The organism is Serratia sp. 22278, assembly GCF_052045405.1.
In the GTDB taxonomy this organism is placed as follows: domain Bacteria; phylum Pseudomonadota; class Gammaproteobacteria; order Enterobacterales; family Enterobacteriaceae; genus Serratia; species Serratia marcescens.
This window is the reverse complement of the sequence record NZ_JBQEOW010000010.1, coordinates 129,043-154,206: the sequence shown is the minus strand read 5'-3', so window position 1 is coordinate 154,206 and position 25,164 is coordinate 129,043. Positions and strand designations below refer to the sequence as shown.

The 25,164-nt window shown below is 58.1% G+C and carries 23 protein-coding genes; 22 read left to right on the top strand and 1 reads right to left on the bottom strand.

Features of this window, described 5'->3' with window-relative positions; genetic code table 11:
* Window positions 1–14: 14 nt before the first annotated feature.
* The 11 genes from fes to ACTJJ6_RS18200 all read left to right on the top strand — a co-directional run bounded on the left by fes (window position 15) and on the right by ACTJJ6_RS18200 (window position 14,438).
* The gene (fes, locus tag ACTJJ6_RS18250; protein ID WP_072265060.1) at window positions 15–1,388 is read left to right on the top strand and encodes an enterochelin esterase; all 1,374 of its coding nucleotides are present in this window, start codon (window positions 15–17) and stop codon (window positions 1,386–1,388) included.
* A complete protein-coding gene (locus tag ACTJJ6_RS18245) occupies window positions 1,363–1,569 on the top strand; it encodes an MbtH family protein (RefSeq protein ID WP_004930023.1) in 207 nt (68 codons plus the stop codon). The genes fes and ACTJJ6_RS18245 overlap by 26 nt, the downstream gene beginning before the upstream one ends.
* A gap of 32 nt (window positions 1,570–1,601) precedes the next feature.
* Entirely contained in the window at window positions 1,602–5,546 is a 3,945-nt protein-coding gene (locus tag ACTJJ6_RS18240) for an enterobactin synthase subunit F (RefSeq protein ID WP_440802973.1), read from the top strand.
* A 175-nt stretch (window positions 5,547–5,721) separates the two neighbouring features.
* Complete coding sequence (gene entS / locus ACTJJ6_RS18235; RefSeq protein ID WP_440802970.1) at window positions 5,722–6,990, top strand: enterobactin transporter EntS; 1,269 nt, start codon at window positions 5,722–5,724, stop codon at window positions 6,988–6,990.
* A 212-nt stretch (window positions 6,991–7,202) separates the two neighbouring features.
* Window positions 7,203–8,408 carry an isochorismate synthase gene (locus tag ACTJJ6_RS18230; protein ID WP_049186371.1) on the top strand — a complete coding sequence of 402 codons (1,206 nt, stop codon included), beginning with the start codon at window positions 7,203–7,205 and terminating at the stop codon, window positions 8,406–8,408.
* Between the two features lie 7 nt (window positions 8,409–8,415).
* Window positions 8,416–10,044, top strand: coding sequence for a (2,3-dihydroxybenzoyl)adenylate synthase (locus ACTJJ6_RS18225; RefSeq protein ID WP_440802967.1), 1,629 nt, complete (start codon window positions 8,416–8,418; stop codon window positions 10,042–10,044).
* Window positions 10,045–10,047: 3 nt separating this feature from the next.
* Entirely contained in the window at window positions 10,048–10,908 is an 861-nt protein-coding gene (locus ACTJJ6_RS18220; protein WP_016929399.1) for an isochorismatase, read from the top strand.
* A gap of 243 nt (window positions 10,909–11,151) precedes the next feature.
* Window positions 11,152–12,171, top strand: a complete 1,020-nt coding sequence (gene yncE, locus ACTJJ6_RS18215) for a 7-bladed beta-propeller protein YncE (RefSeq protein ID WP_423827255.1) — start codon at window positions 11,152–11,154, stop codon at window positions 12,169–12,171.
* 120 nt (window positions 12,172–12,291) lie between these two features.
* The gene (locus tag ACTJJ6_RS18210; RefSeq protein ID WP_440802963.1) at window positions 12,292–12,909 is read left to right on the top strand and encodes a DUF2238 domain-containing protein; all 618 of its coding nucleotides are present in this window, start codon (window positions 12,292–12,294) and stop codon (window positions 12,907–12,909) included.
* A gap of 320 nt (window positions 12,910–13,229) precedes the next feature.
* A complete protein-coding gene (locus ACTJJ6_RS18205; protein WP_239666332.1) occupies window positions 13,230–13,970 on the top strand; it encodes a winged helix-turn-helix domain-containing protein in 741 nt (246 codons plus the stop codon).
* Window positions 13,971–13,973: 3 nt separating this feature from the next.
* Complete coding sequence (locus tag ACTJJ6_RS18200) at window positions 13,974–14,438, top strand: hypothetical protein (RefSeq protein WP_049299763.1); 465 nt, start codon at window positions 13,974–13,976, stop codon at window positions 14,436–14,438.
* A 74-nt stretch (window positions 14,439–14,512) separates the two neighbouring features.
* Here ACTJJ6_RS18200 and ACTJJ6_RS18195 read toward each other — a convergent pair whose 3' ends face one another.
* Window positions 14,513–15,268 (bottom strand): winged helix-turn-helix domain-containing protein, encoded by a 756-nt coding sequence (locus ACTJJ6_RS18195; RefSeq protein ID WP_049299762.1) that lies wholly within the window; start codon window positions 15,266–15,268, stop codon window positions 14,513–14,515.
* A 430-nt stretch (window positions 15,269–15,698) separates the two neighbouring features.
* Between ACTJJ6_RS18195 and ACTJJ6_RS18190 the strand changes: the two genes are divergently transcribed.
* The 11 genes from ACTJJ6_RS18190 to ACTJJ6_RS18140 all read left to right on the top strand — a co-directional run bounded on the left by ACTJJ6_RS18190 (window position 15,699) and on the right by ACTJJ6_RS18140 (window position 25,074).
* Complete coding sequence (locus tag ACTJJ6_RS18190; protein ID WP_049299761.1) at window positions 15,699–16,241, top strand: fimbrial protein; 543 nt, start codon at window positions 15,699–15,701, stop codon at window positions 16,239–16,241.
* 94 nt (window positions 16,242–16,335) lie between these two features.
* Window positions 16,336–16,881 (top strand): fimbrial protein, encoded by a 546-nt coding sequence (locus tag ACTJJ6_RS18185; protein ID WP_049299760.1) that lies wholly within the window; start codon window positions 16,336–16,338, stop codon window positions 16,879–16,881.
* Between the two features lie 46 nt (window positions 16,882–16,927).
* On the top strand, window positions 16,928–19,459 hold the full coding sequence (locus ACTJJ6_RS18180) for an outer membrane usher protein (RefSeq protein WP_440802959.1): 2,532 nt from the start codon (window positions 16,928–16,930) through the stop codon (window positions 19,457–19,459).
* 43 nt (window positions 19,460–19,502) lie between these two features.
* A complete protein-coding gene (locus tag ACTJJ6_RS18175) occupies window positions 19,503–20,261 on the top strand; it encodes a fimbria/pilus periplasmic chaperone (RefSeq protein WP_164053116.1) in 759 nt (252 codons plus the stop codon).
* A gap of 36 nt (window positions 20,262–20,297) precedes the next feature.
* Window positions 20,298–20,960, top strand: a complete 663-nt coding sequence (locus ACTJJ6_RS18170) for a fimbrial protein (protein WP_049299757.1) — start codon at window positions 20,298–20,300, stop codon at window positions 20,958–20,960.
* Window positions 20,961–20,973: 13 nt separating this feature from the next.
* Window positions 20,974–21,483, top strand: a complete 510-nt coding sequence (locus ACTJJ6_RS18165; RefSeq protein ID WP_065426406.1) for a fimbrial protein — start codon at window positions 20,974–20,976, stop codon at window positions 21,481–21,483.
* Between the two features lie 11 nt (window positions 21,484–21,494).
* The gene (locus ACTJJ6_RS18160; RefSeq protein ID WP_161801396.1) at window positions 21,495–21,980 is read left to right on the top strand and encodes a fimbrial protein; all 486 of its coding nucleotides are present in this window, start codon (window positions 21,495–21,497) and stop codon (window positions 21,978–21,980) included.
* A gap of 54 nt (window positions 21,981–22,034) precedes the next feature.
* A complete protein-coding gene (locus ACTJJ6_RS18155) occupies window positions 22,035–22,559 on the top strand; it encodes a fimbrial protein (protein ID WP_440802954.1) in 525 nt (174 codons plus the stop codon).
* A gap of 105 nt (window positions 22,560–22,664) precedes the next feature.
* Entirely contained in the window at window positions 22,665–23,504 is an 840-nt protein-coding gene (locus tag ACTJJ6_RS18150) for an MrpH family fimbial adhesin (protein ID WP_151254726.1), read from the top strand.
* Window positions 23,505–23,744: 240 nt separating this feature from the next.
* Window positions 23,745–24,275 carry a helix-turn-helix transcriptional regulator gene (locus ACTJJ6_RS18145; RefSeq protein ID WP_049299755.1) on the top strand — a complete coding sequence of 177 codons (531 nt, stop codon included), beginning with the start codon at window positions 23,745–23,747 and terminating at the stop codon, window positions 24,273–24,275.
* Between the two features lie 511 nt (window positions 24,276–24,786).
* A complete protein-coding gene (locus ACTJJ6_RS18140; protein ID WP_049299754.1) occupies window positions 24,787–25,074 on the top strand; it encodes a hypothetical protein in 288 nt (95 codons plus the stop codon).
* Window positions 25,075–25,164: the final 90 nt, after the last annotated feature.

The window sequence follows — 25,164 nt, the reverse complement described above, 5'->3', positions numbered from 1 at the left end:
AATGGGTAGGCGTTGTGAATACAGAACTACAGTCAGAAAGCAGCAGATTATTGGCCAGCAGCAATGCGGGCAGTCCAGGGTGGTGGTTGACGGTGGCACGACGCGGTACGCCATGGGTAGAACCGGCGGGTAACGGCCGGTGGCGCACCACCTTCTTCTGGCGCGATCCTCAGGGATGCGAATTGACCTCCGCCTACCGTCGCGTGTGGATCAACATTAACTGCCTGACCGACCATCATCAGCCGAATCCGCCGCAAAGCCTGCAGCGCTTGGCCGGTACCGACGTGTGGTACTGGCAGACCGAGCTGAGCGGCGCCTGGCGCGGCAGCTACTGCTTTATCCCCTGCTTTGACGAACGGCCGCCGGCGTTCAGCGGCGACGATGCGCACGCCAACATGCACAACCTGCGTCACTGGTGGCACCAGGTGTTCGCCAGCGCTACCCCCGATCTGCTCAACCCTTATCGCTCCTGGCAAAGCGCCAGCGGCCACAGCGTCTCCGGTCTGCACATGCCGGATGCGCCGCCGCAGCCGGTATGGCGCTCGTTCGACGAGTATGAGATCGCCAGCGGGCGCTGCACGCCGCCACTGCCGGCGCGTTTGCAGCGCCATACCTGGCAGAGCGAACGCCTGGGCAACAGCCGCGACGTCTGGATCTACACCACCGGCGACAGCAAGCCGGCCGAGCGCCCGCTCGCGATCCTGCTCGACGGCCAGTTCTGGGCGAAGCAGATGCCGGTTTGGGAGCCGCTGATGCAGCTGACCCGCGAGGGGGCGTTGCCGGAAGCGGTGTATGTGCTGATCGACATCATCGATCTGCCGCACCGGGCGCGAGAATTAACCTGCAAGGACGATTTCTGGCTGGCGGTGCAGGAAGAACTGATGCCGCAGCTGGCCGACTGGGCGCCGCACAGCGACAAGCCGGCCGATACGGTGGTGGCGGGGCAAAGCTTTGGCGGCCTGGCTTCTCTGTACGCCGGGCTGCGTTGGCCGCAGCGCTTCGGCGCGGTGATCACCCAGTCCGGCTCCTACTGGTGGCCGCGGCGCGACATGCTGCAGCTGCCGAGCATTCCCGACGACGCCTGCTGGCTGATGCAGCAGGTAGAACGGCACGGCCTGGGCAACCATGGCGCGCTGAAGGTCTTTATGGAAGCCGGTTCGCAGGAAAAGCTGGTGCATCGGGTCAGCGGCGAAATGGCGGCACGCCTGAGCGACGCCGGCCATCGGGTGCACTACCGGGTGGTGGAAGGCGGGCACGACGCGTTGTGTTGGCGCAGCGGCCTGACCGATGGGCTGCAGGCGGTATGGGCTTCCGCTTTCGCCACCGCTTACCCGGCATCGGCGACGGCACGAGGAACACATGATGGAAAGCCTGAATCCGTTCGATGATCAACAGCAGCGCAGCCTGGTGCTGCGCAACGTACAACAACAATACAGTTTGTGGCCGGATTTCCGCGCCATTCCGTCCGAGTGGACGATCGTCTTTGGCCCGGCGGCGCGCCTCGAGTGCGCCGAATGGCTGGAACAGCATTGGCAAGATATTCTGCCGGTCGCAGCACGCGAGGCGTGACCGGCGCCAGGTAATCACGGGAGCAATAAGCAGTGTCACATACCCCTAACTCTCTCAGCGGCCCGGCGCTTGCGGGCGAATGGCCGCTGGTCGCGGCACAACCCGGCATCTGGGTCGCCGATCAAATCTCCCCGCATCGCAATGCCTACGCGGTGGCTCACGCCATCGAACTCAACGGCCCCATTGCCGTGGAGCCTCTGCTGCAGGCCATCATCCAGGGCCTGGGCGAGGTGGACATGCTGCGCCTGCGTTTTGCGGAACGTGACGGCGTGCCGGTGCAATGGCTGGACGACGCGCTGGCGGTGCACGAGCCGGAACTTGTCGATCTGACGACGTCGCCGGACCCTGAAGCCGCCGCGCGCGCGCTGATGGACATCGATCTGGCGAGCGATCTGCGCGCCGGCAGCGGCGCGCCGCTGTATCGCCATGTGGTGATGCGTCTGGCGGATGACCGCTGGTTCTGGTATCAGCGCTATCACCATCTGCTGGTGGACGGTTTCAGCTTCACCGCCATCGCGCGCCGCGTGGCGGCGATTTACACCCATCTTTGCCGCGGCGACGCGCTGGAACCGACGCCTTTCACGGCGTTCAGCGACGTGGTGGCGGAATACCAGGCTTACCGGGAGGCGCCGGCCTGGCAACGCGACGCCGATTTCTGGCTCGAAAAAGCACGGCAGCTGCCGCCGCCGGCCACGCTCTGCCCGCAGCCGCTGGCCGGGCAAACGCCCACGCCGCGCATCCACCGGCTGGAACAGCGCTGCGATCCGCAGGCCTTCGCCGAACTGGTGCAGTGCGGCGCGCAGCAGAAGCTGAACGCCGCCGATATGGCGGTGGCGCTGGTGGCGCTGTGGGTGTCGCGTCTGAGCGGCCAACCGAGCTTCAGCGCCGGTTTTATCTTCATGCGCCGTACCGGATCGGCCGCCCTGTGCGCCGCCGGCCCGGTGATCAACGTGTTGCCGATGGAGATGCACCTCGAGCCGCAGGCCACGCTGTATGAGGCCGCCGCCCGCATCAGCCGCGAGCTGAAAACGGTGCGCCGCCATCAGCGCTACGATGCCGAACAGGTACAGCGCGATCTGGGGCGCATCGGCGACGGCGAACCGCTGTACGGTACGGTCTTCAACTTCAAAATGTTCGATTACCAGCTGGACTTCGCCGGTATCGAAGGCATTACCCACGATCTGGCCTCCGGGCCGGTGCGCGATCTGGAGATTGCGCTGTTTATCGACGAACACCATCAGCTGAAGGTGGAGCTGCTGGCCAACGCCGAGCGTTACAGCCGTCAGGAACTGCTGGCGCATCTGCAGCGGTTGCCGCTGCTGCTGGCGCAGTTCGCCGCGCAGGCAACGTTGCCGATCGGCGAAGCCGACATGCTGACCGCCGACGATCGCGCTCTGCTGGCGCGGGTCAACGACACGGCGCATCCGGTGCCGGCGACCACGCTGAGCCAACTGCTGGCACAGCAGGCGCAAAGCACGCCGAACGCGCCGGCGCTGGCGGATGCGCATTTCAGCTTCACCTACCGCGAAACGCGCGAACAGGTCACGGCGCTAGCGCGCCAGCTGGTTGTGCAGGGCGTACGGCCGGGCGACATCGTGGCGGTGGCGCTGCCGCGCTCGGTGTTCCTGTCGCTGGCGTTGATGGCGATCGTGGAAGCGGGCGCCGCCTACCTGCCGCTGGACACCGGTTATCCGGACGAGCGGCTGGCGATGATGCTGGAAGACGCCGCACCCCGGCTGGTCATCACCAGCCCGGCGCAGCAGGCGCGTTTCGCCGACAAGGGCGAAATTTTGCTGTATGACGCGCCGCTGGCGGCCGATCACGCCGACGGGGTGGCGATCGCGGCCCCGACGCCGGATCATGCGGCCTATATCATCTTTACCTCTGGCTCCACCGGGCGCCCGAAAGGCGTGCTGGTCGGCCATCAGGCGATCGTCAACCGCTTGCTGTGGATGCAGCATCAGTATCCGCTGGGGGCGGACGACGCGGTGCTGCAGAAAACGCCATGCAGTTTCGACGTCTCGGTGTGGGAATTCTTCTGGCCGCTGATGGTCGGCGCCCGGCTGGTGATGGCGCCGCCGGAGGCGCACCGCGATCCGCAGCAGCTGCAACAGCTGATCGCGCAACATCGCATTACCACGCTGCACTTCGTGCCGTCGATGCTGGCGGCTTTCGTGGCCGCCCTGGACGACGACGCGGCGGTGGCGAACTGCGTCGCGTTGCGTCAGGTGTTCTGCAGCGGTGAAGCGCTGCCGGCGGAGCTGTGCCGCCTGTGGCAAAGCCGCACGGCGGTGCCGTTGCACAACCTCTACGGCCCGACCGAAGCGGCGGTGGACGTGACCTGGCATCCGGCCTACGGCGACGCGCTGGCGAAGGTGACCGGCGCCAACGTGCCGATCGGCCTGCCGGTATGGAACACCGGGCTGCGCATTCTGGACGCGCGCCTGCGGCCGGTGCCGCCGGGCGTGGCGGGCGATCTGTATCTGACCGGCGTGCAGCTGGCGCACGGCTACCTTGGCCGGCCGGATCTGACCGCCAGCCGCTTTGTCGCCGACCCGTTCGGCGAGGGCGGACGGATGTATCGCACCGGCGACGTGGCGCGCTGGCTGCCGGACGGCGCGGTGGAATATTTGGGCCGCAGCGACGATCAGCTGAAGATCCGCGGGCAGCGTATCGAGCTGAGTGAAATCGATCACGCCTTGCTGTCGCTGCCGGGCGTGCGCCAGGCGGTGACGCACGCGCTGGTGTTGCAGGGCACGCCGGTGGACGCCGGCGGCGATGCGCGCCAGCTGGTGGGCTATCTGGTGATGCAGCCAGGCGCGAGCTGGGATGCGGAAGCCCTGCGCGCGGCGCTGGCCGACCGCCTGCCGCCGCACATGGTGCCGGTGGCGCTGGTGGAAATGCAGGATTTGCCGCTGAGCGCCAACGGCAAGCTGGATCGCAAGGCGTTGCCGCAGCCGCAGGGCGGTGAGCGCAAGGCGGGGCGGACGCCGCAGGCCGGGTTGGAAAGCGAGATCGCGGCGGTATTCGCCCGCTTGCTGCAGCGCGAGCAGGTGTTCGCCGACGACGATTTCTTCGCGCTTGGCGGCCACTCGCTGCTGGCGATGCGCCTGGCGGCGGAGCTGCGCCGCGATCTGGGCAAGGCGGTGTCCGTCGGCCAGGTGATGGTGGCGTCGCGCGTTGAGCAACTGGCCGCCTTGCTGGCGGAAGATCGCACGCAGGAAGAGGCCGATCGCAGCGGCTTCGACAGCGTATTGCCGCTGCGCGTTACCGAGGGGCCGACGCTGTTTTGCCTGCACCCGGCATCCGGCTTCTCCTGGCAGTTCAGCGTATTGCCGCGCTATCTCGACCAGCACTGGTCGCTGGTCGGCATCCAGTCGCCGCGGCCGGATGGCCCGCTGGCGCTGAGCGAAGACATGGATCAGGTAGTGGATGCCCACCTGCAGACGGTGCTGCAGGTGCAGCCGCACGGGCCGTATCACTTCATCGGCTACTCGCTGGGCGGCACGCTGGCGCAGGGCATCGCCGCCCGGCTGCAGGCACGCGGCGAGCAGGTGGCGTTCCTCGGCCTGCTGGATACCTATCCGCCGGAGACCCAAAACTGGGACGTGATGCTGGACGACAACGTGTTGAAGGAAGTGCAGCGTGAGCGCGAGCAGTTCCTGGCGGTGTCGCAGGACACGCTCGATCCGGCGCTGGGTGAGGCGCGCACGGCGATGTTCGACAACATTGAAGCCAACTACGCCGATTCGGTGCGGTTGCTGTCGCACACGCGGACCGCCCGTTTCCACGGCCAGGCGACGCTGTTCGTCGCCAAGCGCACGCTACAGGACGGGATGGACGTGCAGCAAACCTGGTCGCAGTACGTCGATGCGCTGCAGGCGCACGAGCTGGACTGCGCGCACGTCGATATCGTTTCGCCGGCGTCGTTCAAAGTGCTGGGGCCGCTGCTGAACCGGATCTTGCGCACGCTGTAATTACGCCCTCATCCCGCCGCCAGGCACGGGGATTGTCCCGCGTTTGGCGGCGTTTCTTGCGGTCGCTCACAATTGAATATCAATGAGTTTTATTATCATTATTGATTTCGTCATCTGTGCTAGCATAGCGCTCCGCAACTGCAGAATCCCCGTTTAAAGATGTGGTGAACAACCGATGAGTAGCAAACCCTCCATCCTGCTTGATTTCAGCCTGCTGAAAACCAACCGGGCTTTCCGCGCGGTGTTCTGCGCGCGCTTTATCTCCATTGTGGCGCTGGGGTTGATGGCGATCGCCATCCCGGTGCAGATCCAGGCGCTGACCGGTTCCACCCTGCAGGTCGGGCTGGCGGTGACGCTGGCCGGCGGCGGCATGTTCGCCGGGCTGCTGATGGGGGGCGTATTGGCCGATCGCTATGAGCGACGCCGGCTGATTCTGTTTGCGCGTTCCACCTGCGGCGTCGGATTTGTCGGCCTGTGTCTCAATGCCCTGTTGCCGTCGCCTTCGCTGGCGGCCATTTATCTGCTGGCGGTGTGGGACGGCTTCTTTGGCGCGGTGGGGGTGACGGCGCTGCTGGCGGCCACGCCGGCGCTGGTGGGCCGTGAAAACATCGTGCAGGCGGGCGCCATCAGCATGCTGACGGTGCGCTTCGGCTCGATTCTTTCTCCGGCGATCGGCGGCCTGGTGATCGCCCATATGGGCATCGCCTGGAACTACGGTCTGGCGGCGTTCGGCACCCTGCTGACGCTGCTGCCGCTGCTGAGCCTGCCGCAGCTGATGCCGCCACCGCAGCCGCGTGAACACCCGCTGCGCGCGCTGGCGGGCGGTTTCGCCTTCCTGTTCCAGAACAAGGTGATCGGCATGGTGGCGCTGATCGGCGCGCTGCTGACCATGGCCAGCGCGGTGCGGGTGCTGTACCCGGCGATGGCGGAAGGTTGGCACATCGACGCTGCCCACCTCGGTTATATGTACGCCGCCGTGCCGCTCGGCGCCGCCATCGGCGCGTTCACCAGCGGGCGCGTGGCGCACGTGGCGCGCCCCGGCTGGGTGATGCTGCTGACGGCGATCGCGGCGTTCGCCGCCATCGGCCTGTTCGGCCTGATGCCGTGGTACAGCCTGGCGTTGCTGTGCCTGGTGGCGTTCGGCTACCTGAGCGCGCTGAACTCGCTGCTGCAATACGGCTTGATCCAGAGCCTGACGCCGGACAACTTCCTCGGCCGCATCAATGGCCTGTGGACGGCGCAGAACGTGGTGGGCGATGCGCTGGGCGCGTTGCTGCTGGGGGCGATGGGCGCCTTTATGCTGCCGGCGATGAGCGCCAGCGGCTTCGGCTTCGGCGCGGCGGCGCTCGGCATCGTGCTGCTGTTCGCCATGACCGGTTTGCGCCAGGTCACGCTGCACAAACCGGAGCCGCATAACGAGGCGCAACCAACTAGCGAAAAGTAACGTCATGCGCTAATGCGACGCTGTGGGATCAAATAGCAATGCTTATCATCGGCATGCGTAAAACCCACAGCGTTTATGTCATGATTTCGAAATGAAAGAAGTGCTTACGTTTATTGACATAGCAAATATCGGCGAGTAATTTAGCGCGGAATTAACTCAAATGATAATCATTATTATATTGGTTATCACTTCAAATTCTTGAGGGCGAAGCGATGGATACTGCCGTGAACGACATCAATCGAAAGGAAGTGCAGGAGTGCGAAGAGCAGCGGTTTGCCGCTGATTTTTCTCCGGCGTCGGGCTTCTTCTTTACTTCTCCTTTCCGCAGTCTGACCACCACCGGTTGTTTCAGCCGCATTCGCCTGCCGGCCGCAGACGGCGCCGATCTGAACGGCGAGTTCCAGCGCAGCGTACGGCAGGCGTTTGCCGAGGCCCGCCAGGCCGGCATCAAAAAGCCGCTGCTGTGCGGCGCCATTCCGTTCGATACCCGGCAGCCTTCGGCGCTGTTTATTCCGCAGCAGAGCCGCTGGTTCGATCGCGCCGCCTTTATGGCCGGCGTTAGGCCGGCGGCGGACGGGCCGGAGCTGGCCGGGGTAACGGAACTGCCGCCACAGCAGCCGTTCATGAATATGGTCAGCGACGCCGTCGACGCGATGAAGGCCGGTGAGTTGGACAAAGTGGTCTTGTCGCGCCTGCTGGAGATCGAAACGCGTCAGCCGGTGGATCGCCATGCGCTGATGGCGCGCGTGATTGCCCAGAACCCGCACGGTTTCCATTTCCATGTGCCGCTGGAGCAGGGCGCGCTGTTGGGCGCTAGCCCCGAGCTGCTGCTGCGCCAGGACGGCGGCCGTTTCTATTCCAATCCGCTGGCCGGTTCCGCCCGGCGCGAGGCCGACCCAGAGCGCGATCGCGAAGTGGGGGAGCGGCTGATGGCCTCGGCGAAAGATCGCCACGAGCATCGCATCGTCACCGAAAGCATGCGTGACGTGCTGGCCGGCCGCTGCCGCTACCTGAACGTGCCGCACACCCCTGAACTGCTGACCACCACGACGCTGTGGCATCTTTCCACGCCGATCGACGGCGAGGCGGCATCTCCCGACGAAAACGCCCTGTCGCTGGCCTGCCTGCTGCACCCGACGCCGGCGCTGTGCGGCATGCCGACGGCCGAGGCGCATGCCCTGATCGGCAAGCTGGAGCCGTTCGATCGCGGCCTGTTCGGCGGCATTGTCGGCTGGTGCGACGACGAAGGCAACGGCGAGTGGGTAGTGACTATCCGCTGCGGCACCGTTGATGGCAACCGGGTGCGGCTGTTCGCCGGCGCCGGCATCGTGGAAGACTCTTCACCCGAATCTGAATGGCATGAAACAGGCACCAAACTCAGCACCATTCTGCGTGCCTTTGGTATAAATCAAGGATAACGACAAGATGAGCATTGCCTTTACCCCCTGGCCGGCGGAGTTCGCCAGCCGCTATCGCGAGCGCGGCTACTGGACTGACAAGCCGCTGACCGAGATCCTCGACCGCCAGGCCAACAACGACGCCCCGGCGATTATCGACGCCCAGGGCCGCCTGACCTACCGCGAGCTGCAACAGCGCTCCGATCGTCTGGCGGCCGCTTTGCTGCGCCGCGGCGTGAAATCCGGCGACACCGCGCTGGTGCAGCTGGGCAACGTGGCGGAGTTCTATATCGTGTTCTTCGCGCTGCTGAAAATTGGCGTGGCGCCGGTCAACGCGCTGTTCAGCCATCAGCGCAGCGAGCTGAACGCCTATGCCGAGCAGATCAAACCGGCGCTGCTGATCGCCGATCGCCAGCACGCGCTGTTTGCCGACGATCAATTCCTGAACGCCTTCCGCGATGCCCATCCTTCGCTGCGCGTCGTGGCGCTGCGCAGCCAGGCCGAGGGCGAGCTGGCGCTGGCCGCCTGGCTGGACGAAGCGAGCGACGGTTTCGTCGCGCAGCCTTCCGCGGCCGATCAGGTGGCGTTCTTCCAGCTTTCCGGCGGCAGCACCGGTACGCCGAAGCTGATCCCGCGCACCCACAATGACTACTACTACAGCATTCGCCGCAGCGTGGAGATCTGCCGTTTCGACGCGCAGACCCGCTATCTGTGCGCGCTGCCGGTGGCGCACAACTACCCGATGAGTTCGCCGGGCGTGCTGGGCGTGTTTTATGGCGCCGGACTGGTGGTGTTCGCCGCCGATCCGGACGCCGGGCAATGCTTCCGCCTGATCGAACAGCACCAAATCAACGTGACGGCGCTGGTGCCGCCGGCGGTCACGCTGTGGCTGCAGGCGATCGAAGAGTGGGGCGGCAATGCCCAGCTCGCCAGCCTGAAACTGCTGCAGGTGGGCGGCGCCAAGCTGGGCGAAACGCTGGCGGCGCGCATTCAGAATGAAATCGGCTGCCAACTGCAGCAGGTGTTCGGCATGGCGGAAGGGCTGGTGAACTACACCCGGCTGGACGACGATGAACGCCACATCCTGGCGACGCAAGGGCGGCCGATGTCGCCGGACGACGAGGTATGGGTGGCGGATGACGACGGCAATCCGTTGCCGGCGGGCGAGGTTGGGCGGCTGATGACGCGCGGGCCTTACACCTTCCGCGGTTACTACCAGAGCCCGGCGCACAACGCCGACGCCTTCGACGCCGACGGTTTCTATTGCTCCGGCGATCTGATCAGCATCAGCGAAGACGGCTACATCACCGTGCAGGGGCGGCAGAAAGACCAGATCAACCGCGGCGGGGAGAAGATCGCCGCCGAGGAGATCGAGAACCTGCTGCTGCGTCATCCTGACGTGATCAACGCCGCGCTGGTATCGATGCCGGATGCGCTGATGGGGGAGAAGAGCTGCGCCTATATCATCGCCAACGCGCCGCTGAAGCCGGTGGTGCTGCGTCGCCACCTGCGCGAACAGGGCGTGGCGGACTTCAAACTGCCGGATCGCTTTATTCAGGTGGACAGCCTGCCGCTGACTCCGGTCGGCAAAGTGGACAAAAAACGGCTGCGCCAGCAGCTCGACGCGCAACTACAGACTCAGGCTCAGGGAGATTAATCGATGGCCATTCCAAAACTTAATGACTACGCGCTGCCGACGGCGGACGAACTGCCGCAAAATAAAGTCACCTGGCAGGTGGAGCCACAGCGCGCCGCGCTGTTGATCCACGATATGCAGCAGTATTTCCTCAACTTCTGGGGCGAGGACAGCGCGCTGATTAAACAGGTGGTGGAGAACATCGCCAACCTGCGCCGCTACTGCAAGCAGCAGGGCATCCCGGTGTTCTATACCGCACAGCCGAACCAGCAGAGCGATGAAGATCGCGCGCTGTTGAACGACATGTGGGGGCCGGGCCTGAACAAACACCCTGAGCAGCAGGCGGTGACCGCCGCGCTGGCGCCGGACGAAGACGACACGGTGCTGGTGAAATGGCGCTACAGCGCCTTCCATCGGTCGCCGCTGCAGGAGATCCTGCAGGAGTCCGGCCGCGATCAGCTGATCATCTGCGGCGTGTATGCGCACATCGGCTGCCTGACCACCGCCATCGACGCCTTCATGCGCAACATCCAGCCGTTCATGGTGGCCGACGGCCTGGCGGACTTCTCGCGCGACGAACACCTGATGGCGCTGCGCTACACCGCCGGCCGCTGCGGCCGGGTGGTGACCACCGCGTCTCTGCTGCCGGCGGCCGGCATCGCCAGCATCGATGCGCTGCGTCAGCAGATCCTGCCGCTGCTGGATGAAGACAGCGAAGACATGGGCAACGATGAAAACCTGATCGATTACGGCCTGGATTCGGTGCGCATCATGGAGCTGGCGACCCGCTGGCGCAAGATCCGCAGCGACATCGACTTTATCGCGCTGGCGCGCAACCCGACCATCGACAGCTGGTGGGCGCTGCTTTCCGAAGAGAAAGCCTGATTTTTAATAACGATAATGCGGCGGCCGTCTGGTTTGACATAAAACGCCGCTCTTTTGAGCCATATCCAAAATAATTGCAGCTGCATCAAGGTGGCAAGAACGTGAGTCCCCAGGAGCTTACTCAGGTAAGTGACTGGGGCGAGCGAGCGCAGCCAACGCCGATGTAGCTGCAAGTATGAAGGATATAAGGAGATTTTGATGAATACTTTGATTACCAAGGGAAAACGCGCGGCATTTCCGCTCATGCTGCTGTCTACGCTACTGTTCTCCAACACTTTGCAGGCGCAAACCGCGCCGGAAGTGCTGCGCAAGCCGGTTGGCAAGGGCGCCTATGAAATGGCCTACAGCCCGAGCGAGAACGCGCTCTACCTGGCCACCTCGCAGAGCCGCAAGCTGGACAAGGGCGGCATCGTTTACCGTCTGGATCCGACCACGCTGGACGTGACCCAAATTATCCATAACGACATCAAGCCGTTCGGCGCCGCCGTCAACGCCAAGACCGGCACGCTGTTCTTCGGCAACACCGTCAATAACTCGGTAACCGCCATCGACGCCAAGACCGGCGACGTGAAAGGCCGCCTGGTGCTGGACGCGCGCCAGCGCTCCGAAACCGTCAAGCCGCTGGCGCCGCGCGAACTGGTGGCGGATGCCGACAGCGATACGCTGTACATCACCGGGCTGGGGGATTCCAGCGTAGTATGGGTGGTGGACGGCAAGGATCTGACCCTGCGCGCCACCATCACCGGCACCGGCAAATACGGCACTGGCCTGGCGCTGGACGCCGCCGCCAAACGCCTGTACGTCACCAACGCCGACGGCGAGCTGGTGACCATCGATACCCAGAGCAACAAGGTGCTGTCGCGCAAGAAGCTGGATGAGTCTAAAGAGCACTTCTTCCTGAACATCAGCCTGGATACCGCCACTCACCGCGCCTTCATCACCGATTCCAAGCAGCCGCAGGTGCTGGTGGTGGATACCCGCAACGGCAACATCCTGAGCAAGATAGATGTGCCGGAATCGCTGGCGGTGCTGTTCAACCCGGCGCGCAATGAAGTTTACGTGACCCATCGCCAGGCGGGCGAAGTGAGCGTAATCGACGCCAAGAGCTACAAGGTGCTGAACACCATTAAAACGCCGACCCACCCGAACAGCCTGGCGCTGTCGCCGGACGGCCAGACGCTGTACGTCAGCGTCAAGCAGGCCTCCAGCCGCGAGAAAGAAGCCACCGCGCCGGACGACGTGATCCGCATAGCGCTGAAATAATCTCGCGCAGGGTAAACCCCCGCGAACAGGCGAAGCGGCGACGCTCCGCCTGTTTTTTTTCGCCGTGCGATCTGCGGTATAACGTGTGGATTACCTTATTGACCCGAAGGAACGTTGGTTATGCCCGTCTCACGCGCACCGCTGTTGTTGTCCGTTATCACTCTGCTGCTGCTGGCCGCGCTGATCCACAGCGGCATCAGCCCTTACGATCGCACCACCTGGCTAATGGAGGTGGCGCCGGTCTTGATCGTTTTGCCGCTGCTGTGGCTGACCCACCGCCGTTACCCGCTGACGCCGCTGCTCTATACGCTGATTTTCTGCCATGCGCTGATCCTGATTTTCGGCGGCATGTACAGCTACGCCCGAGTGCCGCTGGGGTTTGAGGTGCAGCAGTGGCTGGATCTTGATCGCAACCCGTACGACAAACTGGGGCATTTCTTCCAGGGGCTGGTGCCGGCGCTGGTGGCGCGCGAGATCCTGCTGCGCGGCGGCTATGTGCAGGGCCGCAAGATGCTGGGCTTTGTGGTGTGCTGCATCGCGCTGGCCATCAGCGCCGTGTATGAGCTGATCGAGTGGTGGGCGGCGCTGGCGCTGGGCCAGGGCGCCGACGAATTTCTCGGCACCCAGGGCGACCCGTGGGACACCCAGTCTGACATGTTCTGCGCGCTGCTCGGGGCGATGTGCGGCCTGTTGCTGTTTGGGCGCTGGCAGAAGCGGCAAATCGCTCGCTTAGTTTGATAAATTTCAAACCGAATTAGCCCGCCGTTATGGCGGGTTTTTTTATATATATCGCAATGAACGTTGTCGCATCAAGCGAAGGCCGGGAGCTTTAACTGCGTCCAAGGTTCCGCTGTTCTTTATGATTTGTTGTTTCTATTTAATTGTTTTATATGAATTTATATTCAATTGGTAAGAATTTTCTTATTATAATTGCTGTGCTAATATCATGTTGTTTGGTGGGGAATTGGCGTTGACATGGTTTGTAGCGCAGGGAATGTATGAGATACATAATTAATAATAATATTAAATATCACGAAGATAGATCGGAATTGGTCTCGGTGCATGACGATATCCCGCCGATTATGCTGACGGCCACGCTGAACCGCCTGCTCTCCACATTAGTCAGAAACAACAATCTGGTGTTATCCAGAGAGACGTTGTTGACGCAGGTGTGGGAGGCTCACGGCCAGGTCGCTTCCGGTAATAACCTCAACAATACCATTTCAATTTTACGCAAGGCGTTCTCTTCGCTTGGCGAGGAGGAGATCATCGTCACCTTGCCGCGGCAAGGTTTTATGTTCACCGCCGCTACGATCAAAACGGCGGACAGCCAGGCGCCCGCAGAGGATCCGGCTCCGGAGGTGGGCCAGGATGTGGACGCCCCCCCTGAGGTCGGCTCCGTCGCTGTACGCAACTATACGCGTTTCAAAGCCGCCGGACTGGCGGCTTTGCTGGTTCTGGCGCTGGGCTGCAGTATTTGGGCATGGTTCGATGCGGGTTATCTGCCGGCCAGCACGGTCGACGTGGGGCGCATCGACAGCTGCAGCGTGCGTCTTATCACCACCTATCATAAGCCGGCGATCAACAAGGTCGATTTGGATCATCTGCGCGACATGCTGAAGGAGCGGCCACAGATTCACTGCAACGAACCGGCGACGCTGCTCTACTACGACACGCAAACACTGGTGCCAAATGGCTCCGGGAGAACCCGAACGTCCTATTTCTATTACTGCCCAGAGTCGCAAATGGCGGATAACAAGGTGCAATGCGAGAGTTTCTATGAAGGCTGGGGCCTGTAAACGATGAAACGATATGGTTACGCGATTGCGGCATTACTGGCTATGGGCTGCTGCGCCATCGCCGGTTACTTTTTATTTTTCAAACCGCAAATCCCGGAGTGCCGGGCGGTTGAACACGTGACTGACAACATTGCCGGCCGCAGCGTTGAACGCATTGTTCTGATAAACGTGATTCCTGATGGCCCGCGGCGCATTAACATATTGTTGAACGGCAGAGTCTATGACGGTAAGGATCACTATGTAGTTTCGCGCACTCTGGTTATGGATTATCGGCGGCAGGGCAATAACTATACGCTGTGGGTGAAGGAAAATATCAAGAAACCGCATGACTCGATAAGGCTTGAGGATTTTAATCGGCGGTTGCCGGTGAAGGGAATGCAACTACACTGGCGCATTGAACGGCTAGATACCCAGCGCTTTCTGTTCGCAGATAATCATGCACCGCTATTTGTGTGTACCACCTCTTAAGAAAACCCCCCTTGGCTAAACCAAGGGGGCTGAATATTACCTGGCCTGGTGGGATAACGCTTGCAATATCAACGCTAGTTTTTATCGATATAATTATAAATGCACGGGCTGTCGCCTTCCCGTGGGCAGAAGGTCAGTAACTCGGTGTCTTTCTGTGAAGCTTCGTCGCGGATGTTGTCGTAGTAATACACGTCTGCTTTACTTCGGCAGTTAAAACCGGCGCGCTGGATAAACTGCCTGATTTGAGGCAGGTTGCCGCTGCCTGAACTCATGCTGTAAATCTGGCAACGCTGGTAATCGCCTAAAGGATACATGCTGATGCGGGTGGCATTCTGATAAAGCACGATAGCGGCAAACGGCACCAGGCAGGCAAAGAACGCCATGGCCAGATGCCTGAATGAGCGCGTGGCGCTATTATTTTTCTCAGTTAAATCTATCGGATTACCCAATGCAGCATCCTCTGCAAGATTATTTATATCTCTCTTTTCTCCTCCTTTACTATTTATTTCTTGAATGATATCAGCGGTAAATTTAAAGCCCTGCCGTGGATAGGTGACAATCAGCGTTTCTTCACCGAACTGCGCCAGCGACTTACGTAGTCCTGAAACATAGTTATTCAGGTTGTTGTTCGAAGCTTTAAGGCCATGTTCAACCCAGACATCATTAAGCAGTCTTTCACGCATTAACAATACATTATTGTTACGGATGAACAGTGATAACAGCCTGGCACTGGGTCTAAGTAAGACTATTTTTGTCGCCGCATTATCAATATGCGACAGCGTATTCTCTACTTCATCATAGAGAACGTTGTTATTTATATGGAAAATCATTTTTTCAACCTGTCAACTTACCTGTCGAGAGATGATTCTGAGACCTGTCTGTCTTTTTTTCAATCCTTCGTAATATTGGTCAATAGGATTTTTCCCTGTCTTTGTATAATTATCGTAATTAGACCTTATGTTTACAAGTATTAAAAAATAATTAGCCTTATTTAATTTCTATTTTTTGGTATTTAAATCTATTTAATGTGTATTTTTCATGTATAAATCCTGTGTTTTTGTCTTTTTGCGATATAACGTTTTATTTTTGATCTGGGCGGGGTAAATTTGTTGCCACTGATACGGAACGCTGAAAGGCAGGTATCAGCGAAAGAATCTGCGCCCAATAATAAAGCGGCGCGTTAAACATCAAGAGTGAATTGTTGATCTAATTGACGTCAATGAGTACCTCTTTCTTACTAAGGAATGTAAGGGATTTAATATGAAACTGAACAAAATCATGATGGCAGCAGTATTGGCTTTCGGCGTAACTTCTGTGGCTCACGCAGCGGATCAGGGCCACGGTACCGTGACCTTTAAAGGCGCGATCATTGACGCTCCTTGTTCCATTACCCCAGAAACCGTAGACCAGACCGTTAACCTGGGCCAGGTTTCTAACGTGGCGCTGAAAGACGGCGGCCAGTCTACGCCTAAGAACTTCGTGATTAAGCTGGAAAACTGTGAGCTGACGGATACCTCGCCTGGTAAAAACAATACCGTTTCTATCAAATTTACCGGTGCTTCTTCGGTAGAGGACGACAAACTGCTGGGCATTACCGGTACCGCTAAAGGCGCCGGCATCGCCATCACCGACGGTTCCGGTAAGCTGATTGAACTGGGTAAAGCAACAGCGGCGCAAACCTTGCAGAACGGCAACAACACCCTGAACTTCTCTGCCTATCTGCAGGGCAGTAAGGCTTCTACCGCTGTCATCACCCCGGGCGACTTCCAGTCCGTGGCTGACTTCACCCTGGCTTACCAGTAAGCCCGGCTGTTTTCCTTAATTTAGCATGCGGGCTTGCCCGCATGCTTTTCAGGAATACCCGGAGACGGAAAAGTTTGTGAATAGGGAATATTCTATGAGCCATTTTCATGCAAAATTAATGCTTCCTTGCATATTAGCCTCATTGCTAATGGCAAATGACTCTCAGGCCGCTTATTCCTCTCAGGGATGGGGGCGAGTCAATATGCAAGGAGCCATTATTGATACCGCCTGCGCCATCGCCACTGAAAGTCAAGAACAGGTGATCGAGATGGAGACGGTACCGGTCGCGGATATCGTTCGGGATGGGAAAGGAATATCCAAGGGTTTTTCTATTGAGTTAACTAACTGTGTATTGTCTCGTACTGAAAAAAAACTAAGTGACTGGCAACACTTTCAAATGACATTTGATGGTGACAATGATGATGGGTTATTCGGCGTTGACGGTGAAGCGAAGGGTGTTGGTCTGCAGATAGCCGATGCTTACGGAAATGTTGCCAGGCCCGGTAGTCCGTTGCCCACTGGAGAAATAGAGCCGGGAAGTATGCGTCTTAATTATGAGATGCGTTTGGTAGCCAATAAAAAAACGCTGCGGCCGGGAGCTTATTACTCTGCGATTCGATTCAAAGTTGACTACTACTGAGGCTGAGCTCTGCCGATAAACACTATTAAATAACAGGGTCGTGGATATGTTTTTTTCTCCTGCATGGAAGCTGTTTCGTCCTCATGCGCTAAGTGTTGGTATATTTCTGGCGTTAGCGCATTTGACGCCAAAGGCAGAAGCTGAGGACGGCATTCAGTTTAATACCGATATTTTGGACGTAAACGATAGAAAAAATATCGACCTGAGCCAGTTTTCACGCAGCGGCTATATTATGCCGGGCGCCTATGCCATGGTGATTCATCTTAATAACAATGAATTGCCGGAACAGAGCGTCAGTTTTTATCCGCCGGATGACGATGCTCAGGGCAGCCAGGCCTGTATTTCGCCGGCGCTGGTGGAACAGCTGGGGCTGAAACCGGATGCGTCGAAAGAATTGCGTTGGTGGCATCAGGATGAGTGTCTGGATATCGCCAGCCTGAAGGGCATGGAGGCGCGCGGCGATTTAGCCACGGCGGCGCTGTATTTGAGCATTCCGCAGGCCTATCTGGAATATTCATCGCCAGACTGGGATCCGCCGTCGCGCTGGGATGAGGGCATTCCGGGCCTGCTGTTTGACTATAACGTTAACGGCCAGACTCAGCGCCAGGAGCGGAGCGGCGGGCAGAGCAACAGCCTGAGCGGCAACGGCACCGCCGGCGCCAATTTCGGCGCCTGGCGATTGCGCGCCGACTGGCAGGGGCAGCTCAATCACCAAACCGGTAGCGGGCAGGGTACCGATCAGCGGCTGGACTGGAGCCGTTACTATGCCTACCGCGCACTGCCGGCGCTGCGTTCGCGGTTGACGCTGGGGGAGGATTACCTCAACTCCGGTCTGTTCGACAGCTTCCGCTTCACCGGTGTCAGCCTGGTGTCTGACGACAACATGCTGCCGCCGAATCTGCGCGGCTATGCGCCGGAAGTGGTCGGGGTGGCGAAAACCAACGCCAAAGTCACCATCAGCCAGCAGGGGCGGGTGATATATGAGACTCAAGTGGCGGCGGGGCCGTTCCGCATCCAGGACATCAGCGAGGCGGTCTCCGGCGAGCTGGACGTGAAGGTGGAAGAGCAGGACGGCAGCGTGCAGGCGTTCAAGATGAACACCGCCAGCATCCCGTACCTGACGCGCCCTGGCTCCTGGCGCTTCAAAATGGCTGCGGGCAAGCCTTCGGACTGGCAGCAACGCAGCAATGGGCCGCTGTTTGGCACCGGCGAGTTTTCCTGGGGGGTGAGCAACGGTTGGTCGCTGTACGGCGGCGGTCTGTTCGGCGGCGACTACAACGCGGCTTCGCTGGGTATCGGCCGCGATCTGATGGCGCTGGGGGCGCTGTCGCTCGACGCTACCCAGTCGCGGGCGCGGTTGCCGCAGCAGGACGGCACGCTGAGCGGCGGCTCATACCGCCTGAGCTATTCGAAGACCTTTGACGAGACCGACAGCCAGGTGACGTTCGCCGGCTACCGCTTCTCGGAGCAGGACTTTATGAGCATGAGCGAATATCTGGACGCCCGCTACTCCGGTGGCCGGGTGGGCAACAACAAGGAGATGTACACCATCACCTTTAACCAGCAGTTCCGGGATATCGGCCTGAGCCTGTATCTGAACTATGACCACCAGACCTATTGGGATCGGCCGGCCAACGATCGCTACAACCTGACGCTGTCGCGCTATTTCGATATCGGCCGGTTTAAAAACCTGAGCCTGTCATTGACCGGTTATCGCAACAAGTATGAAAACACCAACGATGACGGCATGCATCTGTCGCTGTCGATGCCGTGGGGGCGGGGGGGCAACCTGAGCTACAACGCCTCGGCAAACCGCAACGACAGCAGCCAGCGGGTGGGATATTACGACAGGTTGGATGAGCACAGCAACTACCAGCTGAGCGTCGGCAGTGCCAGGAATGGCGCCAATCTGAGCGGCTATTACAACCGTGAGGGCGATATGGCCCAGTTGAGCGCCAACGCCAGCTATCAGCAGGGCAGTTACAGCGCGCTGGGCTTCAGCGCCCAGGGCGGTGCCACCCTGACCGCAGAGGGCGGCGCGCTGCACCGTATCGGCATGCCGGGCAGTACCCGGCTATTGCTGGATACCGGCGGCGTGGCTGAGGTGCCGGTGCGTGGCTATGGCAGTACGGTTGACACTAACCGCTGGGGCAAGGCGGTGGTGACGGACGTTAACAGCTACTACCGCAACAAGGCCAGCATCGATCTGAACCAACTGGGGGATAACGCCGAGGCCACCAAATCGGTAGTGCAGGCGACCCTGACCGAAGGCGCGATCGGCTACCGCAAGTTTGACGTGATCGCCGGGGAGAAGGCGATGGCGGTTATCCGCCTGGCGGACGGCGGCACGCCGCCGTTCGGCGCTACGGTGATGAACGCCAACAAGCAGGATACAGGGATAGTGAACGACGGCGGCAGCGTCTACCTGAGTGGCATCCGACCAGGTGAAAGCATGACGGTGCACTGGAACGGCGCGGCGCAGTGCGCCATCAGCCTGCCGCAAACCTTGCCGGCTGACATGATGAGCAACCTGCTGCTGCCGTGTCGGGCATTGCTGGCCAATGAGCCAGAAGCGTAATGAGCACGAACACCCTATTTGAATCTGTAAGAGTGATAAACGTATGAAAAAGAACTTTGCAATGAACAAACCGCATCTGATGGCTACCTTGTTGCTGGGCTCGCTGCTGGCGCCGCAGGTGCAGGCCGCTATCGCGCTGGATCGCACCCGGGTGATCTTCGACGGTAGCGAAAAATCCGTCAGCCTAAACATCAGCAACCAGAATAAGCAGTTGCCGTACCTGGCGCAGGGCTGGCTGGAGGACGAAAAGGGCAACAAGATTCAGAGCCCGCTGGCGGTGCTGCCGCCGGTACAACGCGTCGAGCCAGGCAAGCCGAGCCAGGTGAAGATCCAGGCGCTGCCGGCGACCAAACAGCTGCCGCAGGACAGGGAATCGCTCTATTACTTCAACCTGCGCGAGATCCCGCCGAAGAGCGACAAGCCGAACACGCTGCAGATTGCGTTGCAGACGCGTATCAAGCTGTTCTATCGCCCGGCGGCGATTGCGCCGAAGCAGAATGCCGCGCCCTGGCAGGAACAGCTGACGCTGACCAAGCAGGGCGACAAGTACGTGGTGAATAACCCGACGCCTTACTACGTAACTATCGTGGACGCGGGCGCCAAAAAGGGCATAGCGGGTGTGAAAGACTTTGAACCGCTGATGGTGCCGCCGAAGGGCAGTGCGGCATTGGGTGCCAGCGCCGCCGCATTGGGCGCCGGTCCGGTGCTGACTTACATCAACGACTACGGTGGCCGGCCGCAACTGACGTTCAACTGCAGTAGCGCCACTTGCCAGGTAGTACCGGAAAAGAGCAAGTCGTAATGCTATCGGCTGCGGCGGGGAATCGGGAGGAATAAGATGCAATGGATGAGCAACAAACTGAAAAAACACCTGCCGGAGCGCCAGGATTTGCGCTATTACGGGTCCCTGGGCGGGTTGGCGCTCATGGTGCCGCTGACTTTAGGCGCCATGCTGTGGCTAATGCCGGCCGCGCAAGGGCAAGTCGCGGACAACTGGTACACCGACGGCGCCAATGGCGTATTGCAGGTGCGCGGAGCGTTAACGGAGAGCGCCTGTCGGCTGGAGATGGAAAGTGCGTGGCAAGACATCAGCCTGGGGGAGATCGGCACTGGGCGTCTGCAGAATATCGGTGACCGTGGCGCGCCGGTAGCCTTTGAGTTACAGCTGAAAGACTGCTTGCGCAGTCTGGCCGGTAGCCGGGATTCACGCACCGGCGCCTTAACCTGGGCCGAAAATCAGCCGGCGGTAACGGTGGCTTTCCGCGCGGTGCAGGATGCGGACAATCCGCGACTGGTTAAGGTGCAGGGCGTTGCCGGCCTGGGGTTGCGTCTTGAAGACGGCCGTGGTCAGGACGTGCGGCTGGGCGGCCGCGGCGAGCCGCTGCTATTGACGCCGGGGCAGAATACCTTGAGCTATAGCGTGGTGCCGGAGCGCACGGCGGCCCCTCTGGCGGCCGGAGCCTATCGCGCCACGGTGGATTTTAGCCTGAGCTATGATTGAGGAATCAAGGAACATGACGCATAAATTTAAGGCCGGTTGTTTCACCTCTTGGCGTAATGCGGCGATGTTTCTCCTTTGTGTGGGGATATCGCCACTGACCGGCGCGACCACCGTGACGGTCAGCGTTACGGTGCAGGTACCGCCGCCTTGTGTGATCAACGGCAATCGCACCATCGAAGTGGACTTCGGCGAGATCCTGACGGTTAGCGTGAATGGCAGCAATTATAAGAAAAAAGTGGATTATACACTGGAGTGTTCAGGTAGTAAGTCCAATGCTTTGCAGATGAAGATCCAGGGTAATGCGACCTCCTTTGATCCCACTGCGTTGCAGACTAACATCAGTGACTTCGGCGTGGCGTTACACGCCGATGGGCAGCCGCTTAATATTAATAGTTGGCTGAAGTTCACCTATTCGGATAATCAAACGCCATTATTAGAGGCGGTACCGGTAAAAAAAACGGGTAAGACGTTGCCCGGCGGCGCCTTTACTGCCGGCGCCACTCTGCTGGTGGCTTATCAATGAGGAAGGCGGCGATGAAAAAGCTTGGCATGGTTTGCCTTATCCTGTTGGGTATCACAGCTCAAGGGGCGACGGCGGACAACATGAGTTTTAAGGGAACACTGCGAGAGGATGTGCCCTGCGAGTTCAACGGCGGGCAGCCGATAAACGTCAATTTTGAGACGGTTGGTGTCAATAAAATAGATGGCGAGCGCTACAAAAAGTCATTTGCTGTTGATATAACCTGCCCCTCGGGTTTCGACGTTCCCTTTAAAATCAGCTACGTCGGTAATCCGAGTGATTTCGATGCCTCAGCGCTGGCGACCAATATTAACGGGTTGGGGATTAAGGCACAGTACCAGGTTAATAATGGATTCTCCGATCTTGCTGTCGGTGGCTATATGGGCGGTGTTGGCAGCGTTAAGCGTCATGTGAAAGTGGTGCCGGTTAAGAGCCCCAATGCGGTTTTAACGCCGGGTATGTTTAATGCGAATGCCTCGCTTCGTCTTGAATATTATTAAATCGAATTCACGGTGAATAATAAAAGACATCCATACTATTAACCAGGAGATGGGATGAAAAAGACTTTGCTGCCGCTGGCATTATTGTGTATTAGCCATGCCTGCTGGAGCGCGGCGCCCACGTTAGCCGTCAACTATAGCGGCGAACTGGTAGCGGAGCCCTGCGTTATTGCTCCCGGGGAAGAAAATATTGAGCTGGATTTTGGCACGGTGATCGATAAATATCTCTATCTCAACCAACGCACGCCAGGGAAAGAGTTTGTTCTGCAACTAATGGAATGCGATCTCAGCCTTGGCGAAACGGTAAGCGTCTCTTTCAGCGGCACGGAAAGTGCTGCACTGCCGGGGCTGCTGGCCATCAATAGCGGTGGCGCGAGCGGAATTGCTATTGGTCTGGAAAATACTGCCGGAGAATTGTTGCCCCTGAATATACTTACCGGTAAGCAGCGGTTGCAGGCGGGAAGCAACAGAATCACGCTTAAAGCCTATGTGCGTGGTGAGCCTGAGGCGATAAAAAATAATACTATCAGCAGAGGCGTTTTTAGCGCTGTGGCAACGTTTTTACTGCACTATGATTGAAATCTATTGTAAGGGTGAAAGTTTATTATTTTAATGTTAGATAATTCGTCATTGGCTGATAACCTTATTCCCGGTTAGTTATTGAAAAGTAAGTAAGGAAAAAAGATGGGTGGTATTATATTGAGTTGCCTGAAACGGGTGGTTTTTTTTTCTTCAATTATGTCGATGTTGGTATTTATGCCTGCTGCATATTCTTCTCCTTGGGAGATAGAACCAGAAATTGAACCAGCGATATCAGGCCTTTGGAAGATTAGAGCCAAGATAACGTCATGGGATATTTATAACACGACACCTAATCCACTTTACAATTGTAACGGTAACGCCTGTTATGTTTATATTATCCATCGCAGTGTCTGGGGACTTTCAACTCCCCCTCAGATGTCTATATATGTGCCCGAAGCTCGGGGGATTAAAACGCTAGGGGAGTTGGGCGATTATCTCAGACGACGAGGTGATCTTAATTGGACATATGTCCATAATTTAAAGGGGGGTGACACCTCTATGTCATGTGTCTTTCTTGGATATCCTAATCAGGGCCAGGGAGGTGCTGCTTATATTCCGATGCCAGGAGGTAAAGATTTTTGTCAGGTTAAAGTCAGCCCAACTTACTGCGGCGTTTATATGCCGAACGCGGAATTGCGGCATGGTTCACTCAGTTCGGATAAGGTCAACGGGAATATTGCCAGAACTTCATTATATGTGCAATGCACCGGTAATCTTCAAGCGCGGCTCATGTCGGCAGATCATTCCAGCAACATTTTTTTCAAAGGGGTTGGCGGTTTTCGCAGCGAGCTGAAATTAGACGGCACTGGTTTAGGTGAGGGGAAAGTTGTTAACGTTACACCCGCGGGCGTGTCATTGACCTTAACCTCTACGCTGGCAGGTTATGACGGCAGTATCGGTACATTCCGGGGGTCAAAAACTATAATAATTGTTTTGCCATAGTTGATATTCTTCTTATTTCAGATGAGAGGAATTCTGTGGTTGTTTAAAAAATTAGATTAATAAATATATTCGTGATGGATATGTTTTAGGCATTTTTTAAAACGGGGTTTGTGCTTTTTATAATGATGGGATATAACCATTCATTTCCATTGTCACATTTCTAGAATAAAAACTGCTTGAGTAATCGATGTTCTCCATAGCCGCGTATCCATAGGATGGATGTTAACCGGGGTGATAAGAATGAATAGTATTAATATCGTTATCGACGATGAGAACCGTTATTTCGCTGAAGGCCTGCGGCTCAGCATTGAAAAATATGCGAAGAAAAACAATAAAACCGTCTGCTTTTTACCTCCGGGTGTTGTTGAGCCGCCTGATATGGTGCTTGCTTCCTCTCGGCGGCGCGCCCAGCGTTGGGGGAGATGCGCACCGCAGGTGATCACCGTTAAAGAAAGACCCATTTTAAAGGTGAAAGATGTAGCACGTGTGCTGTATCGCACGGACGATCAGATCAAGCTGTTTGAGTTGCTGAATGAGGCATTGTCTGGTTCTGTCTCTGTGCTTACCAAACGTCAGCCACTGACTCAGCGCGAACGGCAGGTCGTGAACTATCTCCGCTGCGGGTTCGATCAGTCGCAAACCGCCAGGCTGTTAGGCGTCAGCGTAAAAACCGTGCACAGCCATAAACGATCGGTCATGAGCAAGTTGATGTTAAACCGGAATCATGAGTTTATTTATTGGCTATTGTCCGAAGAGGGAGAATATTCTTAACCTTGATGAGGGATATTCTAATTCTTATTTTTTGTTATTCTGACGTCTCATGTTATTTTCAATTTTAATGAAATAGCTATGTGTTTTTAAATATATTAATGGCGTGAATATTAAATTTTAAAAGATAGTTCACAAGCACGTCGCACAGGTTGTGAAAGAAAATACTACAGGTTTATTAATGGCTATTTATCGATGAGCGGGGGTTAACCCTGCTTTTTTTGGCTCATAACGCGCTATGGCTTATGAGTTATGAAAAACTATTTATCAAGTGAATATTATATTTTGTGTGGTGCCGAGATGTACCCAGGGAAGGTAAAGTGGATCTTTTTTATCTGGCGATTTTTTTGTTTTTTCTGAGTTTATATGCGTTTTTCAAACACGATCAGCGCATGAAGAAAAGGCGATTGGCGATAGGTGGAAGAGGGCATTAGCCGCAACAGGAAACCGGTACAGGGTCTGCCGCACAGAGAAATAAATACAAACGGGTAATTCAATAAACAAGGAGAAGGACATGATGAGAAAAAAAATCGCATTACTGGGTTGCACACTGCTGATGTGTTCGCAGCTGGCTCAGGCCAAGCTGGTGATTGAAGGCGGTCTCAATGGCAATACCGGCAGCGGCGGCGGAACTTCCGTTGACGTGAGCATTAACGGCAGCACTAACGGCAACAACGGCACCGGTGTAAACGTTGGCGGTTCGCAAAAGCCAGATTCTAGCGCCAGCCAACTGCAAAAAGACATTTACGCGTCAATTTGCGCCAGCCCGTTTATGAAGAAATACGCTTCGATTTGCCAGTGAGCACCTCGGTGAAAGAAAAGCAAAAACCCAGCCATAGGCTGGGTTCTCTAAATAGGGGGCCCGGACTCGGACAACCGGCGCTGGCGCCGC

What these genes read in the sequence shown, in the direction of transcription:
- ACTJJ6_RS18155 (WP_440802954.1), top strand. Translation starts at nt 22,035, where the DNA reads ATGAAAAAGACTTTGCTGCCGCTGGCATTATTGTGTATTAGCCATGCC.
- ACTJJ6_RS18185 (WP_049299760.1), top strand. Translation starts at nt 16,336, where the DNA reads ATGAGCCATTTTCATGCAAAATTAATGCTTCCTTGCATATTAGCCTCA.
- ACTJJ6_RS18140 (WP_049299754.1), top strand. Translation starts at nt 24,787, where the DNA reads ATGATGAGAAAAAAAATCGCATTACTGGGTTGCACACTGCTGATGTGT.
- ACTJJ6_RS18145 (WP_049299755.1), top strand. Translation starts at nt 23,745, where the DNA reads ATGAATAGTATTAATATCGTTATCGACGATGAGAACCGTTATTTCGCT.
- yncE (WP_423827255.1), top strand. Translation starts at nt 11,152, where the DNA reads ATGCTGCTGTCTACGCTACTGTTCTCCAACACTTTGCAGGCGCAAACC.
- ACTJJ6_RS18165 (WP_065426406.1), top strand. Translation starts at nt 20,974, where the DNA reads ATGACGCATAAATTTAAGGCCGGTTGTTTCACCTCTTGGCGTAATGCG.
- ACTJJ6_RS18225 (WP_440802967.1), top strand. Translation starts at nt 8,416, where the DNA reads ATGAGCATTGCCTTTACCCCCTGGCCGGCGGAGTTCGCCAGCCGCTAT.
- ACTJJ6_RS18160 (WP_161801396.1), top strand. Translation starts at nt 21,495, where the DNA reads ATGAAAAAGCTTGGCATGGTTTGCCTTATCCTGTTGGGTATCACAGCT.
- ACTJJ6_RS18220 (WP_016929399.1), top strand. Translation starts at nt 10,048, where the DNA reads ATGGCCATTCCAAAACTTAATGACTACGCGCTGCCGACGGCGGACGAA.
- ACTJJ6_RS18195 (WP_049299762.1), bottom strand. Translation starts at nt 15,268, where the DNA reads ATGATTTTCCATATAAATAACAACGTTCTCTATGATGAAGTAGAGAAT.
- ACTJJ6_RS18190 (WP_049299761.1), top strand. Translation starts at nt 15,699, where the DNA reads ATGAAACTGAACAAAATCATGATGGCAGCAGTATTGGCTTTCGGCGTA.
- ACTJJ6_RS18230 (WP_049186371.1), top strand. Translation starts at nt 7,203, where the DNA reads ATGGATACTGCCGTGAACGACATCAATCGAAAGGAAGTGCAGGAGTGC.
- ACTJJ6_RS18170 (WP_049299757.1), top strand. Translation starts at nt 20,298, where the DNA reads ATGCAATGGATGAGCAACAAACTGAAAAAACACCTGCCGGAGCGCCAG.
- ACTJJ6_RS18180 (WP_440802959.1), top strand. Translation starts at nt 16,928, where the DNA reads ATGTTTTTTTCTCCTGCATGGAAGCTGTTTCGTCCTCATGCGCTAAGT.
- ACTJJ6_RS18175 (WP_164053116.1), top strand. Translation starts at nt 19,503, where the DNA reads ATGAAAAAGAACTTTGCAATGAACAAACCGCATCTGATGGCTACCTTG.
- ACTJJ6_RS18200 (WP_049299763.1), top strand. Translation starts at nt 13,974, where the DNA reads ATGAAACGATATGGTTACGCGATTGCGGCATTACTGGCTATGGGCTGC.
- entS (WP_440802970.1), top strand. Translation starts at nt 5,722, where the DNA reads ATGAGTAGCAAACCCTCCATCCTGCTTGATTTCAGCCTGCTGAAAACC.
- ACTJJ6_RS18150 (WP_151254726.1), top strand. Translation starts at nt 22,665, where the DNA reads ATGGGTGGTATTATATTGAGTTGCCTGAAACGGGTGGTTTTTTTTTCT.
- ACTJJ6_RS18210 (WP_440802963.1), top strand. Translation starts at nt 12,292, where the DNA reads ATGCCCGTCTCACGCGCACCGCTGTTGTTGTCCGTTATCACTCTGCTG.
- ACTJJ6_RS18245 (WP_004930023.1), top strand. Translation starts at nt 1,363, where the DNA reads ATGGAAAGCCTGAATCCGTTCGATGATCAACAGCAGCGCAGCCTGGTG.